The organism is Limnohabitans rimovensis (SeqCode) (assembly GCF_965234775.1).
GTDB classification, from domain to species: Bacteria; Pseudomonadota; Gammaproteobacteria; order Burkholderiales; family Burkholderiaceae_C; genus Limnohabitans; species Limnohabitans rimovensis.
This window is the reverse complement of the sequence record NZ_OZ248562.1, coordinates 962,221-977,748: the sequence shown is the minus strand read 5'-3', so window position 1 is coordinate 977,748 and position 15,528 is coordinate 962,221. Positions and strand designations below refer to the sequence as shown.

The 15,528-nt window shown below is 60.4% G+C and carries 15 protein-coding genes; 10 read left to right on the top strand and 5 right to left on the bottom strand.

The genetic code is table 11. The features are described from left to right. Position 1: 1 nt before the first annotated feature. The 5 genes from dxs to AC8GFZ_RS04620 all read left to right on the top strand — a co-directional run bounded on the left by dxs (position 2) and on the right by AC8GFZ_RS04620 (position 5,740). Complete coding sequence (dxs, locus tag AC8GFZ_RS04640) at positions 2 to 1,891, top strand: 1-deoxy-D-xylulose-5-phosphate synthase (protein ID WP_506642811.1); 1,890 nt, start codon at positions 2 to 4, stop codon at positions 1,889 to 1,891. Between the two features lie 136 nt (positions 1,892 to 2,027). Further along, positions 2,028 to 3,113 carry a TRAP transporter substrate-binding protein gene (locus AC8GFZ_RS04635; RefSeq protein WP_506642809.1) on the top strand — a complete coding sequence of 362 codons (1,086 nt, stop codon included), beginning with the start codon at positions 2,028 to 2,030 and terminating at the stop codon, positions 3,111 to 3,113. A 97-nt stretch (positions 3,114 to 3,210) separates the two neighbouring features. After that, a complete protein-coding gene (locus tag AC8GFZ_RS04630; RefSeq protein WP_506642807.1) occupies positions 3,211 to 3,750 on the top strand; it encodes a TRAP transporter small permease subunit in 540 nt (179 codons plus the stop codon). Next, complete coding sequence (locus AC8GFZ_RS04625; protein ID WP_506642805.1) at positions 3,747 to 5,240, top strand: TRAP transporter large permease; 1,494 nt, start codon at positions 3,747 to 3,749, stop codon at positions 5,238 to 5,240. Before AC8GFZ_RS04630 ends, AC8GFZ_RS04625 begins: the two co-directional genes overlap by 4 nt. A gap of 8 nt (positions 5,241 to 5,248) precedes the next feature. Further along, complete coding sequence (locus AC8GFZ_RS04620; protein ID WP_506642803.1) at positions 5,249 to 5,740, top strand: hypothetical protein; 492 nt, start codon at positions 5,249 to 5,251, stop codon at positions 5,738 to 5,740. 62 nt (positions 5,741 to 5,802) lie between these two features. On the opposite strand, the gene AC8GFZ_RS04615 is transcribed toward AC8GFZ_RS04620, so the two are convergent. Then, positions 5,803 to 6,897, bottom strand: coding sequence for a substrate-binding domain-containing protein (locus AC8GFZ_RS04615; protein ID WP_506642801.1), 1,095 nt, complete (start codon positions 6,895 to 6,897; stop codon positions 5,803 to 5,805). 52 nt (positions 6,898 to 6,949) lie between these two features. On the opposite strand from AC8GFZ_RS04615, the gene AC8GFZ_RS04610 reads away from it, so the two are divergent. Genes AC8GFZ_RS04610 through AC8GFZ_RS04600 form a run of 3 tightly spaced genes read left to right on the top strand, consistent with a single transcriptional unit; the run spans position 6,950 to position 9,212 of the window. Then, positions 6,950 to 7,666, top strand: coding sequence for an ABC transporter permease (locus AC8GFZ_RS04610; RefSeq protein WP_506642799.1), 717 nt, complete (start codon positions 6,950 to 6,952; stop codon positions 7,664 to 7,666). After that, positions 7,663 to 8,382, top strand: coding sequence for an ATP-binding cassette domain-containing protein (locus AC8GFZ_RS04605; RefSeq protein WP_506642797.1), 720 nt, complete (start codon positions 7,663 to 7,665; stop codon positions 8,380 to 8,382). The genes AC8GFZ_RS04610 and AC8GFZ_RS04605 overlap by 4 nt, the downstream gene beginning before the upstream one ends. After that, complete coding sequence (locus AC8GFZ_RS04600) at positions 8,379 to 9,212, top strand: ABC transporter substrate-binding protein (RefSeq protein WP_506642795.1); 834 nt, start codon at positions 8,379 to 8,381, stop codon at positions 9,210 to 9,212. The genes AC8GFZ_RS04605 and AC8GFZ_RS04600 overlap by 4 nt, the downstream gene beginning before the upstream one ends. Before the next feature lie 11 nt (positions 9,213 to 9,223). On the opposite strand, the gene crcB is transcribed toward AC8GFZ_RS04600, so the two are convergent. From crcB to AC8GFZ_RS04580, 4 genes are read right to left on the bottom strand one after another with little or no spacing between them, the layout of a single operon-like run. Next, positions 9,224 to 9,607 (bottom strand): fluoride efflux transporter CrcB, encoded by a 384-nt coding sequence (crcB, locus tag AC8GFZ_RS04595; protein WP_506642793.1) that lies wholly within the window; start codon positions 9,605 to 9,607, stop codon positions 9,224 to 9,226. Further along, positions 9,604 to 10,914, bottom strand: coding sequence for a TRAP transporter large permease (locus AC8GFZ_RS04590; RefSeq protein WP_506642791.1), 1,311 nt, complete (start codon positions 10,912 to 10,914; stop codon positions 9,604 to 9,606). The genes crcB and AC8GFZ_RS04590 overlap by 4 nt, the downstream gene beginning before the upstream one ends. 2 nt (positions 10,915 to 10,916) lie before the next feature. After that, positions 10,917 to 11,453, bottom strand: a complete 537-nt coding sequence (locus AC8GFZ_RS04585) for a TRAP transporter small permease (RefSeq protein ID WP_506642789.1) — start codon at positions 11,451 to 11,453, stop codon at positions 10,917 to 10,919. Beyond that, complete coding sequence (locus AC8GFZ_RS04580; protein ID WP_506642788.1) at positions 11,454 to 12,452, bottom strand: TRAP transporter substrate-binding protein; 999 nt, start codon at positions 12,450 to 12,452, stop codon at positions 11,454 to 11,456. It lies immediately after the preceding gene. A 244-nt stretch (positions 12,453 to 12,696) separates the two neighbouring features. Between AC8GFZ_RS04580 and AC8GFZ_RS04575 the strand changes: the two genes are divergently transcribed. Next, a complete protein-coding gene (locus tag AC8GFZ_RS04575; RefSeq protein WP_506642786.1) occupies positions 12,697 to 14,400 on the top strand; it encodes a sulfatase-like hydrolase/transferase in 1,704 nt (567 codons plus the stop codon). Between the two features lie 96 nt (positions 14,401 to 14,496). Beyond that, on the top strand, positions 14,497 to 15,519 hold the full coding sequence (locus AC8GFZ_RS04570; protein WP_506642784.1) for an SUMF1/EgtB/PvdO family nonheme iron enzyme: 1,023 nt from the start codon (positions 14,497 to 14,499) through the stop codon (positions 15,517 to 15,519). Positions 15,520 to 15,528 lie beyond the last annotated feature (9 nt).

The window sequence follows — 15,528 nt, the reverse complement described above, 5'->3', positions numbered from 1 at the left end:
CATGCCTACTTTGCTTGAAACCATTGACTCCCCTGCCGATGTGCGGCGCTTGTCGCGCTCGGCTTTGCCCACCCTGGCCAATGAGTTGCGCGCCTTTGTGCTCGACAGTGTGGCCAAAACCGGCGGCCATTTGAGCTCCAACCTGGGCACGGTGGAGTTGACCGTGGCCCTGCACTATGTGTTCAACACGCCGCACGACCGCTTGGTGTGGGACGTGGGCCACCAGACCTATCCGCACAAAATTCTGACCGGGCGGCGCGATCGCATGGCCAGCCTGCGCCAATTGGGCGGCATCAGCGGCTTTCCGCGCCGCAGCGAAAGCGAGTACGACGCCTTTGGCACGGCCCACTCGTCAACCAGCATTTCAGCCGCGTTGGGCATGGCCATGGCGGCGCAGCAAAAAGGCGACAAGCGGCATGCGGTGGCCATCATTGGCGACGGCGCCATGACCGCTGGCATGGCGTTCGAGGCGCTCAACAACGCTGGGGTGGCCGGGGCGAATGTGTTGGTCATCTTGAACGACAACGACATGTCCATCAGCCCACCGGTGGGCGCGCTCAACCGCTATTTGGCGCAACTCATGAGCGGGCGTTTTTATGCCGCTGCCAAGGACCTGGGCAAGCAAGTGCTCAAAGGCGCGCCCACACCTTTGTTTGAACTCGCTCGCCGCTTTGAAGAGCAGGCCAAGCACATCGTCACCCCCACCACTTTGTTCGAAAAGTTTGGCTTCAATTACATCGGCCCGATTGACGGGCACGATTTGGACGCCTTGATCCCCACGCTGGAAAACCTGCGTAACCTGCCTGGGCCCCAGTTTTTGCATGTGGTCACGCGCAAAGGCCAAGGCTATGACCTGGCCGAGCGCGACCCCATTGCCTACCACGGCCCGGGCAAATTCGACCCCAAGGTGGGTTTGACGCCACCCAGCGTGGCCCCCAAAACCACCTTCACCCAGGTGTTTGGCCAATGGCTGTGTGACATGGCCGCGCAAGACCCCAAGCTGGTGGCCATCACCCCGGCCATGCGCGAAGGCTCGGGCATGGTGGAGTTTCACCGCCGCTTTCCCGAGCGCTACCATGATGTCGGCATTGCCGAGCAACACGCACTCACCTTTGCTGCTGGCATGGCCTGCGAGGGCCTGCGCCCGGTGGTGGCCATTTACTCCACCTTTTTGCAGCGCGCCTACGACCAGCTGATCCATGATGTGGCCTTGCAAAAGCTGCCCATGGTGCTGGCGCTGGACCGCGCGGGCTTGGTGGGTGCCGACGGCGCCACCCACGCCGGGGCCTATGACATCGCGTTTTTGCGCTGCATCCCGAATGTCAGTGTGGCGTGCCCGGCGGATGAGAACGAATGCCGCCAATTGCTCACCACCGCCCACCAACAAGACCACACGGTGGCCGTGCGCTACCCGCGAGGGGCGGGCGTGGGCGTGGCCGTGGACCCAGGCTTGAGCCCATTGCCCTTTGGCAAAGGCGAGTTGCGACGCCACGGCAAGGGCGTGGCGATTTTGGCGTTTGGTACCTTGCTGTACCCGGCTTTGCAAGCGGGTGAGGCGCTCAATGCCAGCGTGGCCAATATGCGCTGGGCCAAGCCCTTGGACACCGAGTTGTTGCTCGAATTGGCCCGCACCCACGAGGCCTTGGTCACGGTCGAAGAAGGCTGCACCATGGGCGGCGCGGGCTCGGCGGTGATGGAGGCGCTGAACCACGCTGGCATGACCAAGCCGGTGCTGGCCCTGGGCTTGGGCGACTTTTTCACCGAGCAAGGCGACCCGGCCAAACTGCTGGCCCAGCAGGGCCTGGATGCGCCGGGCATCGAAGCCAGTGTGCGCCAACGCTTTGCCGCTTGGGTGGCACCTGCAACGGCCCCCCTCAAGCTGGTGGGTTGAGCAGATTTCAAACCTTGTGAGTTTTTTTGCATTCGGACAAATTTAGGGAAAACCCGTAACAGGTGTCCTGCATGTGACTGCCTACAATTCACCCTTTCGCTTATCCCTTTGACATTCACTTCCTGGAGACAACAACATGGATCGTCGTTCCGTCATTAAAAACGCAGGCATTGCCAGCATCCTGGCAGCTGGCGTCGCGCCCGCTGTGCGCGCCCAAGCAGCTTTGCGTTGGCGCCTGACCTCAAGCTTCCCCAAAGCCTTGGACACTTTGTTCGGCGTCAATGACGTGTTTGCAGCCAAGGTCAAAGAGATGACCGGTGGCAAGTTTGAGATCACCACCCACGCCGCTGGCGAAATCGTGCCCGCTTTCGGCACCGTGGACGCCACCAAGGACGGCACGGTTGAAATGTCCAACACCGCGCCTTATTACTACTTTGGCAAGGACGAAACCTTTGCCCTGGGTTGTGCCATTCCCTTTGGTTTGAACAGCCGCCAAATGACCGCCTGGATGTACGAAGGCAATGGCATGAAGTTGATGCGCGACTTCTATCGCAACTACAACATCGTCAACTTCCCCATGGGCAACACCGGCACCCAAATGGGTGGTTGGTTCCGCAAGGAAATCAAATCCCTCAAAGACTTCAAAGGTACCAAATTCCGCATTGGCGGCTTCGCCGGTAAAGTGGTTGAGCGCATTGGTGGCGTGCCCCAAAACATTCCTGGTGGCGAAATTTACCAAGCCCTGGAAAAAGGCACCATTGATGCCGCCGAGTGGGTGGGCCCGTATGACGACCTGAAGCTGGGCTTTTACAAAGTGGCCAAAAACTACGCCTACCCGGGTTGGTGGGAGGGCGGTCCCCAGTTGGACTTGCACATCAATTCCAAGGCTTTCGACAGCTTGTCGCCCGAGTACAAGGCCATCATCGCCAATGCGGCGGCCTATGCCCACACCGACATGCAAGCCCGCTACGACGCCCGCAATGCGGCGGCGCTCAAGCAGTTGGTGGCCGGTGGTGCCAAGCTCTTCCCCTTCTCCAAAGACCTGATGGACGCAGCCTTCAAAGAGTCCATGGCCCTGTACAGCGAAGTCTCGGCCAAGAACCCGAACTGGAAAAAGGTTTACGACGACTACGCGTCCTTCCGCAAAGAGTCCAACAACTGGTTCCGCGTGGCCGATGCGCGTTTTGACAACTACATGCAGTCGCGCTTGAAAGATCTGTGATCTGACCCTGTCTGGCCCACTTGGGCCAGCAGGTCTGTGTTGTACCCCCTTGCAGCCTGCGGACTGTCTGGGGGTTTTCTTTGGATAGCGATTTCCCATGAAACCTTTACTCTCTCTGGCCGAGTTCATTGACGCGGTCAACAACCGGTTTGGCACTTTGGCCAATTGGGCCGTGTTGTTCTCGTGCTTCATCAGTTGCGCCAATGCGGTGCTGCGCTTTGGTTTTAGCCTGAGCTCCAACGCGTGGTTGGAAATCCAGTGGTATTTGTTTGCCGGTGCTGTGATGCTGGGTGCGTCCATGGTGCTGCGCGTCAACGAGCATGTGCGGGTGGATGTGATTTACGGCCAGTTGTCGGCCCGCATCAAAGTCATGGTGGACTTGTTTGGTTTGACATGCTTTTTGCTGCCGGTGATGGGGCTGATGATTTACCTGTCTTTCCCCTTGTTTTTGCAAATGTTCAACAGTGGCGAGATGTCGTCCAACGCTGGTGGCCTGATCCGCTGGCCCGCCATGTTGATGCTGCCCCTGGGTTTTTCGATGGTGTTTTTGCAAGGTTTGTCGGAAATCATCAAACGCGTGGGTTGGCTCAGTGGCCAATATGAAATGAGCTTGGTTTACGAGAGGCCCCTGCAATGACCGTCGAACAATTTGCGCCCCTGATGTTTCTGGGGCTGATTTTGGTGATGCTGATCGGCTTTCCGGTCGCGTTTTCTTTGGCCGCGTTGGGCTTGTTCTCTGGCCTGTACGCCATCGACATGGGTTGGTTCCCGGCCAACTTTTTGGGCAATTTGCCGCTCAATGTGTTTGGCATTTTGTCCAACGAACTGTTGCTGGCCATTCCCTTTTTCACCTTGATGGGCGCGCTGCTGGAGAAGTGCGGCCTGGCCGAGGACATGCTCGATTCCATGGGCCAGTTGTTTGGCCCGATGCGCGGTGGTTTGGGTTATTCGGTCATCATCGTGGGCTTTATTTTGGGCGCCATCACGGGCACGGTGGCTGGGCAGGTGATTGCCATGGCCATGATCTCGCTGCCGGTGATGATCCGCTACGGCTACGACATGAAATACGCCACTGGCGTGTTGGCCGCATCGGGCACCATCACCCAGTTGGTGCCACCCTCTTTGGTGCTGGTGGTGATGGCCGATCAGTTGGGCCAATCGGTGGGCGACATGTACAAAGGCGCCTGGGGCCCGTCCATCTTGCAAATTTTGTTTTTTGCGATTTACACCTTCATCCTCGGCCGCATTTACCCGCACCATGTGCCGGGTGTGCCGCGCGATGCGCGCACCTTGCAGGGCTGGGCGCTGTGGAAAAAGTGCTTGCGCGGCATCATTCCGTCGGCCATTTTGATCTTCACCGTGCTGGGCAGCATGGGGGGCTTGCCCGGCATCAATGTGGCGATTGCCACGCCCACCGAAGCCGGTGCCATGGGGGCCGTCGGCGCCTTTATTTTGGCCGCCATCCACGGTCGATTGAACTGGCCGTTGATCAAAGACGCCATGGGCGGGACCATGCGCATCACCGCCATGGTGGTGTTCATCCTGATTGGCTCGCGCGTGTTCTCGCTGGTGTTCCAAGGCGTGGACGGCGGCAAATGGATCGAGCACATGCTCAGCGACTTGCCCGGCGGGCAGGTGGGCTTTTTGATCGTCGTCAACATTTTCATTTTCTTCTTGGCCTTTTTCCTCGACTTCTTTGAGATCGCCTTCATCATCCTGCCCATGCTCGGTCCCGTCGCGGCCAAGATGGGCATCGACCAAATTTGGTTTGGCGTGCTGCTGTGCGTGAACATGCAAACCAGCTTCATGCACCCGCCGTTTGGCTTTGCCCTGTTTTACCTGCGCGGCATCTCAGACACCTTGTTCAAATCAGGCGACATTCCGAAAAAGGTCGAGTCGCGCGATATCTACTTGGGTGCCATTCCCTGGGTGATCTTGCAACTTCTGTTGGTGGTGGTGGTGATTTTTGTCCCCGAAACTGTGACCACCTTTTTGGACAAGGAAGTCAAAGTGGATCTGGACAAGGTGCAAATCGAGATGCCGGTCGATGAGTTGGCCAACACCAACGACAACGACCGCATCACCGACATCTTGGAACAGAAAAAACCCGACGAGCCCAAGAACTGAGCGCGGGCTTGAGCACCGAGATCACGCCCGAAGTCGGCATGGGGGAGGGCGCTGTGCCCCCCAGTGCTCCCTGCGTGGAGGGAACGGCCTTCACCCCGACCATCAAAGCCTTGTCGGTGTTGTTGGTGGGCGGCATTGCGGTGTACGTGGTGCGCTTGTGGCCAGAGGACGGTTGGCTGTCGCTGGGTTGGCAATCGCTGGGATTCATGGCCGCCACCTTGGTGGTGGTGCTGGCGTGCTTGGGCTACATCTGCTGGAGCCGGGTGCGGATTGACGACACCCACATCGAGCAAACCTGGATGTGGCGCAAACGCGTGGCGATTGCCGAGATCTCGCAACTCAAACTCATCTACGTGCCCTATATGTCCTGGCTCATTGCCCCGCGCCTGGTGGTGCGTTTGGGTGTGACCGGTTGGTATGTGTTCCATGCCGCCGACCGGCGTGTGCTGCAGCGCTTTTACCAATTGGCCGTGCGGGGGGCGAACCCGTTGGGCAATTGACCCAGCGCTCAGCGTGTGGCGACCTGTTTGACCTGGCTATTTGGCAGCTTGGCCAAAGGCCTTCAAGCCTTGCGCCGTGGCCCCAACTTCCACCAGGGAAACAAAGACCGCAAAGACTGCACTTGGCCTCCTTGGTCGTCGGCATAGCCCACCCAAGACGCCAGGTGTTGTCGCCACTCCGGCGTGGCCAAAAACTGGCGCAGGGCCAGCACAGCGGGGCTGTCCAGCGCCGATTTGAGGCACACCAAGCGGTAATGCTCTTGGGCCAGTGGCACAAAACCCAGGCCGCGCTGTTGGGCGGCCCAGGCCAGGCCCAGGCCCACATCGGCTTGGCCCGCAGCCACCGTGGCCGCCACAGCACTGTGCGAGGGCTCTTCAAACGGCAAGCTGTTCAATTGCGGCACCGACAGGCCCTGCTCGGCCAGCAACTCTTGCAGCAGCACCTCGGTGCCGGTGCCTTGGGCGCGGCGGGCAAAGCGGGCTTGGGATTTGACGACATCGGCCAAGTTGTGCAATTGCATCGGGTTGCCGGGTGCCACCATCAAGCCCATTTGGCGTTGGGCAAAGCCCATCACCTTGTGCAAACCCGGTTTGAGCAAGGGCCGGTAATGGGACGCGGTGATGCCCCCGCTTTCGGGCTGATCGCGGGTGTGAAAACCGGCCATCACGCAGCGGCCTTCGTTCAAGGCGCGGATGGCGTCCACACTGCCGCAAAAGCGCACATCCAGGTGCAGGCCTTGGGCAGCGCTGAGGTCTTGCAAGCGGGTCAGTGCGTGGTCGTGGCTGGCGTACAGGGTGAGCACATGGGCTTGCGGGTCAAAGGCCACGGCAAAGCTGCGCTCCAACTCGGCGCGCAAGGCCTGGATCTGGGGCGATAAACGCGCCTGGGCTTGGTGTTCGGCCCACATCAGTTTGGTACCAAATGGGCTCAGGCGGGCCGATTGACCTTTTTCCCACACGATCAGGTCCTGCCCGAGTTCTTGCTCCCAACGCTTGAGTTCGCCCCACACATGGCGGTAGGACAAGCCCATGGCGCGGGCTGCAGCGCTGATCGAGCCATGCTCGGCCACGGCTTGCAGCAGGTCCATCAAGGGGTGGGTCACCCTATCGCTGCGCGTCAGGCGCGACAAGGTGTATTGCAGGTGAACGCTATGCACGGCGGTTCATATGGCGAGGTTATTCACAGCTGCCTAGGATAGCGCCCTTGCCATGCACAGCCTGACCCAAGCCATCGACCTGGCTCTCCAATTGATTTTCAGCGCCGACCCTTTGTTGTGGGCGGTGGTGCTGCGCTCGCTGGCGGTCAGCATGAGCGCTTGCGCTTTGGCCTGCGCCATCGGTTTGCCGCTGGGGGCTTGGCTGGGGGTGGCGCGTTTTCGCGGCCAAGCGGGGGTGTTGGCCTTGCTCAACACCGCGCTGGCCTTGCCCTCGGTGGTGGTGGGCTTGGTGCTGTACCTGTTGCTGTCGCGCTCGGGCCCATTGGGTTTTTTGGGTTGGTTGTTCAGTTTTCAGGCCATGGTGCTGGCGCAAACGGTGTTGGTGCTGCCCGTGGCCATGGCCTTGACGCGCCAAGTGGTGCACGACGCCGAGCGCGATCATGGCGAGCAATTGCAGTCGCTGGGGGCATCCGCTTGGATGCGCAGTTTTCTCTTGGCTTGGGATGAGCGCTGGGCTTTGCTCACCGTGGTGATTGCCTGCTTCAGCCGTGCCATTGCCGAGGTCGGCGCAGTGATGGTGGTGGGCGGCAACATCGACGGCTTCACCCGGGTGATGACCACCGCCATTGCCTTGGAAACCAGCAAGGGCGACTTGCCCTTGGCTTTGGCGCTGGGCATGGTGCTGTTGGCCGTTGTCTTGTTGTTGCACAGCGCCATGGCTGTGTTGCGCCGTGGCAGCGGGCGCTCCAGCGCTTTGGGGCTGGCATGAACACCTTGTTGCGCTTGAACCATGTCGGCTGCATGCTCGGTGGGCACTGGGCGCTGCGCGGTGTGGATTTGCACATGGCGCACGGTGAGCGCATTGCGCTGGTGGGTGCCAATGGCAGTGGCAAAAGCACCCTGCTGCGCTTGTGCCATGGCTTGTTGGCCGCGCAAGAAGGCGCGTGTTGGCGCGACCCCCATGCCGCGCAGGCGATGGTGTTTCAGCGCCCACACATGCTGCGCATGCCGGTGCGCGCCCATGTGGCCCTGGGGCCGTGGTTGGCTGGGCGGCGCTGGCGCGAGGCTTGTGCCTTGGCAGATGAAGCTTTGCAACATGTGGGCCTGCAAGAGGCCGCCACCCAATGGGCCAGCACCTTGTCGGGGGGGCAACAGCAGCGCGTGGCCTTGGCCCGTGCCTGGGCCATGCAACCGCGTTTGCTGCTGCTCGATGAGCCCACCGCCAGCCTGGACCCCAGCGCCAAGCGCGATGTGGAACAGCTGTGGGCCCAATTTCTCGGCGACGCGGGTCAGGCCGTGGGCGCGCCGGTGAGTTGTTTGTTCAGCAGCCACAACCTGGGCCAGGTCAAACGTTTGGCCAGCCGGGTGATTTACCTCGAGCGCGGGCGCATCTTGGCCGACTTGCCGGTGGGTGCGTTTTTCAACAGCGATTTGTCGCAAACCCACCCGCAAGCGGATTTGTTTTTAAAAGGGGAACTGAGATGACGGTCCATTGTGATGCTGGCGCCTTGCGCCGTGTTTGGCCTGCTGCCTTGCTGGGCTTGTGCCTGGCGCTGAGCCAGGGGGTGGCCCGAGCGCAAACCACCTTGGTCATGGCCTCCACCACATCGACCGAGCAATCGGGTTTGTTCGGTCATTTGCTGCCGGCCTTCAAGGCCGCCAGCGGCTTGGACGTGAAAGTGGTGGCCTTGGGCACGGGCCAAGCGCTGGACATGGGGCGACGCGGCGACGCCGATGTGCTGTTTGTGCACGACCCGGTGGCCGAAGAAAAACTGGTGGCCGATGGCTTTGGCCTGCAACGCTGGCCGGTGATGTACAACGACTTTGTGCTGATAGGCCCCGGCAACGACCCCGCCCAGGTGCGCGGCAAAGACATCGCGCAGGCCTTGCAAAAAATCGCCCAAACCCAAGCGGCGTTTGTGTCCCGCGGCGACAAGAGCGGCACCCATGCGGCCGAGTTGCGCTACTGGGCCATGGCGGGCACCAGCCACATGGGCGCGGGCTACAAGGCCTGCGGTTGCGGCATGGGGCCGGCACTGAACATGGCCGCCTCGATGGGGGCTTATGTGCTGGCCGATCGGGGCACCTGGCTGAGCTTTAAAAACCGCGCCGACCTGGCGGTGTTGGTGCAAGGCGATGAGCGCTTGTTCAACCCCTATGGGGTGATCGCGGTCAACCCGGCCAAGCACCCGCATGTCAAGGTGAAAGAAGCGCAGCGCTTCATCGATTGGGTCACCTCACCGGCTGGCCAGGCACACATCGCGGCCTACAAAATTGGCGGCGAGCAACTGTTTTTTCCCAGCGCGAAACGCTGAAGGAGGGCGTTTCAGGCGCGCGCGACCCAGGCTTGAAACGACCATATGCCCGCCACCGTCAAGGCCAGCGAGCCCAGCAAATGCATGGCCGCTGTGCCCAGGGCCATGGCGTAGCGCGATTGCATTAGCATGGCCACCACCTCGGCTGAAAAGCTGGAAAACGTGGTCAGTGCCCCTAAAAACCCGGTGACCAGTGCCAAGCGCCAGGCTGGGTCCAGTTCGGGCAGATGGTCGAACAAGGCCACGCACACGCCCACCAAATAGCCGCCGATCAGGTTGGCGGCCAAGGTGCCCCAGGGAATGGCGGCACCGGTGTTGAGCCACAGGCCCAATTGCCAACGCGCCAAAGCGCCCACACACGCGCCCAGGCAAATCGCCAACACCGCCAGGCTCATTTGTTTTCGCCCATCACCAGGTCGGGCAAAAAGGTGACGATGCTGGGGAACAAGGTGACCAACACAATGCACACCACCAGGCACAAAAAGAAGGGGATGGCGGCGCGCGCAATGGTGTTGCTGTCTTTGCCGGTCATGTTTTGCAGCACAAACAGATTAAAGCCCACGGGCGGCGTGACCTCGGCGATCTCGACCAGCAGCACAATGAAGATGCCAAACCAAATCAAATCAAAACCAGCCTTTTGGATCATGGGCAGCACCACAGCGCTGGTGAGCACAATCATGCTGATCCCGTCCAAGGCGGTGCCCAAAATCAAATAGATCACGGTGAGCACCGCGATCAAGGCCAAGGGGGAGAGTTGCATCGCGTTGACCCATTCGGCCAGCTCGCGGGGGATGCCGGTGAAGGCCATGGTCTTGGTCAAAAAGGCCGCACCGGCCAAGATGAACATGATCATGCAGCTCGATCGGGCTGTGCCCATCAAGCCCTCTTTGAAGTTGGTCCAGGTCAGGCTGCGGCTCCACGCGGCCAAGGCCAATGCGCCCACCACGCCGTAGGCTGCGCATTCGGTGGCCGTGGCATAGCCCGCGATCAGCACCCAACAAATGAACACGATCAGCGCGCCGCACGGAATGAGGTTGCCCGACAAACGGATCTTTTCCATCAAGGTGGTGGGCGGGTCGGGGGGGGGCACTTTGTCGGGGTGGCGCCAACTCCACCAAGCGATGTAGCCACTGAACAAGGCCATCAGCAACAAGCCCGGTGCAAAGCCTGCCAAAAAGATGCGGATGATGGACGCATCGGCCGCCACCGCATACACCACCATGGTGATGGAGGGTGGGATCAAAATACCCAGCGTGCCCGCGGTGGCCAGGGAACCCAAGGCCAGCTTTTCGTCGTAACCCCGGCGCATCAATTCGGGCAAGGCCACTTTGCTGATGGTCGCGCAGGTGGCGGCCGACGAGCCCGAGACCGAGCCAAAAATCCCACAACCCAAAATGGTGGTGTGCATCAACCGACCGGGCACGCGGTTGAGCCAGGGACGCAGGCCTTCGAACATCTCTTCGCTGAGCTTGGTGCGAAACAAAATTTCGCCCATCCATATGAATAAGGGCAGGGCGGCCAGCTCCCAGCTGGCATTGCTTTCCCAAAATGCCGAAAACAGGTTTTTGCCCGGTTGGGTGCTGGTGAAAAACGCTTGACCGACCCAACCGCAAATGGCCAAGGTCATGGCGATCCACACGCCGCCGCTGAGCAGCAGCAACATGATGAACAGCAGCAAGCCGCCAACCAGCAAGATGTCCACGTTCAGACCTCGGCGGAAAAGTCGCCACGCGCGTGGCGCGCTTGCACCTCGCGCACATAGGTGGGCACGGCACCGCGCCACACCAGCCACCATTCATCCAGCAAGGCCACCCACAACAGCACCGAGCCAAAAGCAAAGCTCAGCTGCGGTATCCACAGCGGCATGGGCAGCATGCCTTGGGCGATGTCATTGAACACCCAGCTTTCATGGGTGAACAAGCAAGCCGACCAGGCCAGGTAACCGGTGGCGACCACACCCACGCTCAAGGCAGAGATTTCCATGCGCCGGCGCTGGCTGGGGGCGACATGATCGAGCAACAGGGTCACGCGCACAAAGTCGCCGTGTTTGAAGGCGTGGGCCATGGTCAAAAACGCCGCTGCTGCGCAACACCAGGCCACTACGTCATTGACCGCGCCGGTGCGCACCCCCATCTCGCGCAACAGGCTTTGGCCGACCATCAAGACGGCGATCACCAAGATGAAAAAGGCGCCCAGGGCGCCTGCGGCCAGGTACAGGCGGTCCAGCCCGCGGCGCCACATTTACTTCTTCGCCGGTGCGGCTTTGGGGGCAGACTTCAAATAAGCGGCCACCAAGGCCTCGCCGTCAGGTCCAGCGCGCTTTTGCCAATCGGCCAGCATGATGGCGCCCACTTGTTTCAAATCTCCCATCAGCTTGGGCGATGGGGTCATGATCTTCATGCCTTTTTCGGTCAGGGCCTTTTTGTACCAGTCGTTCTTTTCCTCGCTCACCTTCCATCCACGGACCTCGGCGTCGGCAGCGGCCTTGGTCAGCGCGGCTTGGGTAGCGGCATCCAAGGCGTCAAAGGCTTTGCGGTTGACGATGATGGCGTTTTTGGGCAACCAAGCCTGGGTGTCGTAGAAGTACTTGATGCTCTCATAGGTCTTGGTGTCGTAACCGGTCGAGCCCGAGCTCATATAGCTCTCGACCACCCCAGTGGCCAAGGCCTGCGACAGCTCAGCGGCCTGGATGGTCACGGGTTGGGCGCCAATCAGCTCGGCGATCTTGCCGGTGGCGGGGCTGTAGGCGCGCCACTTCAAACCGCGCATGTCGGCCACTGAGGCGATTTCTTTTTTCACATAAATGCCTTGCGGCGGCCAGGCCACGGCATACAGCAGTTTCATGCCTTGGGCGGCCAGTAACTTGTCGGTGAAAGGTTTTTGGGCGTCTGACAGGCGCTTGGATTCGGCATAACTGGTGGCCAAAAACGGGATGCCATCGGCCCCGTACATGGCGTTTTCATTTTCAAAGTTGACCAGCAGCACCTCGCCAATTTGGGCTTGACCGCCTTGCACGGCGCGCTTGATTTCATTGGCCTTGAACAGCGAGGCATTGGCGTGCACCGTGATTTTGAGCTTGCCACCAGTGGCTTTGTCCACATCATTGGCAAACTGGACCAGGTTTTCGGTGTGGAAATTGGTCGCCGGGTAGGCGGCGGGCAGGTCCCACTTGGTTTGGGCCATGGCCGTGGAGGACAGGGCCAGGGTGAGGGCGGTTGACAGCAGCAGACGGTTGGTCATCAAGGTCTCCTATAAATTTGGGATGAGAAACACAACTGTAACCGCTGCGACAGCCAAGACCGAAGCCTGCCGGCCCAAGCCTGCAGCCCTCTCGGCCTCGGCATAGGGGCGGCGAGGCGATCATCCATCGGTTTTCAATTGTTGCAACTCGTCACACAGTACACTTCTGTATGTTGAGCTCAAACTTCAGACATGCTGGTTTTAGGGCTCGAAAATTGACCATTTTGTCTGGGTGTGTTGCTTCATGAAATTGCGCGTGCGTTGGTGGTGGATGGGACTGGCCTTGGTGCTGGCCTTGGGCGTGCTGTATCACAACCGCATCTATGTTTTGCAGCACTCATTGGGCTGGCACACCGATTGGAAACACCCGCGAGACCCTTACCGCCCGATTGATTGGCAGCCTGGCCCCCTCCAATCTGATGTGACCCCTGACCAACGCCCGCCCAACATCATCGTCATCTTGGCCGACGACATGGGCATTAACGATGTCGGTATCCATGGTGGCGGTCAAGGGCCACAAGGGGTGACCACCCCGCACATTGATGGCTTGGGCCAAGCCGGTGTGAGTTTTGACCGCGGCTATGCGGGCAGCGCCATTTGCACCGTTTCTCGGGCGGCCTTGATGACGGGGCGATATCCCTGGCGCTTTGGTTTGGAGTTCACCCCTTTGCCCGGCGCCATGGGCTTTGTATTGGGCAATCTTTATCCGCCTGAGCCGCCTATGTTGTTGGACAAGGGGTTGGCGCGCCAGGCCAAGGATTTCAACGAATTGGGCATGCCCGCTTCAGAGTTGACGCTGGCCGAGATGCTCAAGCAAAAGGGTTATCACAACATCCACATTGGCAAATGGCATTTGGGCAGCACCTCAGAGATGCGACCCAACAACCAGGGCTTTGACGAAAGTTTGTTCATGGAAAGTGGCTTGTACCTGCCACAAAATGACCCGCGGGTGGTCAATTCCAAACAAAACTTTGACCCGGTGGACAATTTTCTTTGGCCCAATATGCGCTTTGGTGTGAGCTACAACGGTGGGCGCTGGTTTGAGCCCAATCAGTACTTGACCGATTACTTCAGCGAAGAAGCTGTCAAGGCCATTCGAACCAACAAGCACAGGCCTTTTTTCATGTACCTTGCCCACTGGGGTGTGCACACCCCTTTGCAAGCGAGCAAGGCCGATTACGATGCCTTGTCCCACATCAGCGACCATCGCCAGCGGGTCTACGCGGCCATGGTCCGATCCGTTGACCGCAGTGTGGGGCGGGTGATGCAAACTTTGCGGGAAGAGGGCTTGGACCAAAACACCTTGGTGGTGTTCACCAGTGACAACGGCGCGCCGGCCTACATTGGACTGCCGCAAGTCAACAAACCTTACCGGGGTTGGAAGCTGACTTTTTTTGAAGGCGGCTTGCGGGTGCCTTTTGTGGCCCAGTGGCCGCAGCGCATTTCGCCTGGGCAGCGTTACACCACACCCGTGCACAACATCGATATCACGCCCACGGTTTTGGCAGCGGCAGGCGCTGCCTTGCCCAGCGATCGCACCCTCGACGGTGTCAACCTGTTGCCATTTGTCGCTCGCCCCAGCGCATCTGCCACGCCTGCTTCGCTCCATGCCAAGGCCCCAGTTGTGCGATCCACCCAGCCTGAACGTCCCTTGTTTTGGCGTGCTGGGCCGCACCGCGCTGTGCAGTCGCAAGGTTGGAAGTTGATCAGCGTCCACCGACCGGCCAAAGACTGGTTGTTCGATTTGAATACCGACCCTACCGAGCGCAAAGATTTGGCACTGCTGCGTCCGGATAAATTGGCCGAGCTCAAGGCTTTGATGACCGCACACCATGCCAACATGCCCGCGCCCATGTGGCCGTCCTTTTTGGAAGGCCCCATCTTCATTGATAAGACCTTGGACCAACCGCACCAAGAGGGTGATGTGTTCACCTATTGGGTCAATTGATGCCTTGAACCGACCTTCCCACCGATTCAAACCATGGCATCTTTTTTTGCGCTTGCGAAACGTGCTGTGCTGACGCGGCGCAGGTTGAGTTGGATGATGGCTGTCTTGGCGCTGACGGGCACAGGCGCCTGGTGGTGGCTTGACCACCGCACGCAGGCAATACCTGCTGCCCGTTCTGACACCTTGAGTTGCCCTTTGCCCGTCGAGCAGGCCCAGGCCCCTGCACCCGGCATGGTGTGGGTTCCGCCCGGGCGTTTGCGCCTGGGCGATGGCGTGTACCCCGAGGAAGGCCGCTCCCAACCCGTGGACGTGGGTGGTTTTTGGATCGACCGCACCGAGGTCAGCAACGATCAATTTGCGGCATTTGTCAAAGCCACTGGACACGTCACCGTGGCCGAGCGGCCCTTGGACCCTCGCCAGTACCCGGGCCTGCCCCCGGCTTTGCTGCAAGCTGGAGCGGTGGTGTTCACGCCACCTCAGCGGCCCGGTGACGGTGGCACACCCAGTGACTGGTGGCGTTTCGTGGCGGGCGCCCAGTGGCGTCACCCAGGCGGGCCTGGCACCGACATCGCCGGCAAGGGGGCATTCCCCGTGGTGGCCGTGGCGTTTGAAGATGCACAAGCCTATGCCCAATGGGCAGGCCGCCAGTTGCCCAGCGAAGCCCAGTGGGAGTGGGCGGCTCGCGCGGCCCAAGCCCCCAACGAGGCGGCCATGGTGGGGCACGAGGCACCGCGCCATGCCAACACCTGGCAGGGTGTGTTTCCCGCGGTCAACTCGGGCGACGATGGCTTCATTGGTTTGGCCCCGGTTGCTTGCTATCCCCCCAATGCCTTGGGCGTGTTTGACATGCTGGGCAATGTGTGGGAGCTCACCACCGATGCCTACACACCCCGCGCGCCGGATGCTGCGGTATCGCTGATGCCTGTGGGCATGAAGGGTGAAGTGCCCATGCGCGTGATCAAAGGGGGGTCGTATTTGTGCGCACCCAATTACTGCATGCGTTACCGGCCCGGCTCGCGCCAGCCGCAAGAAGAAAACCTGGCTGCCAGCCATTTGGGCTTTCGCACGGTGTTGATGGCACCCGCGCCTAACCAAACTGGGGGGGCGGTGCGGCCCTGAGCACGCACA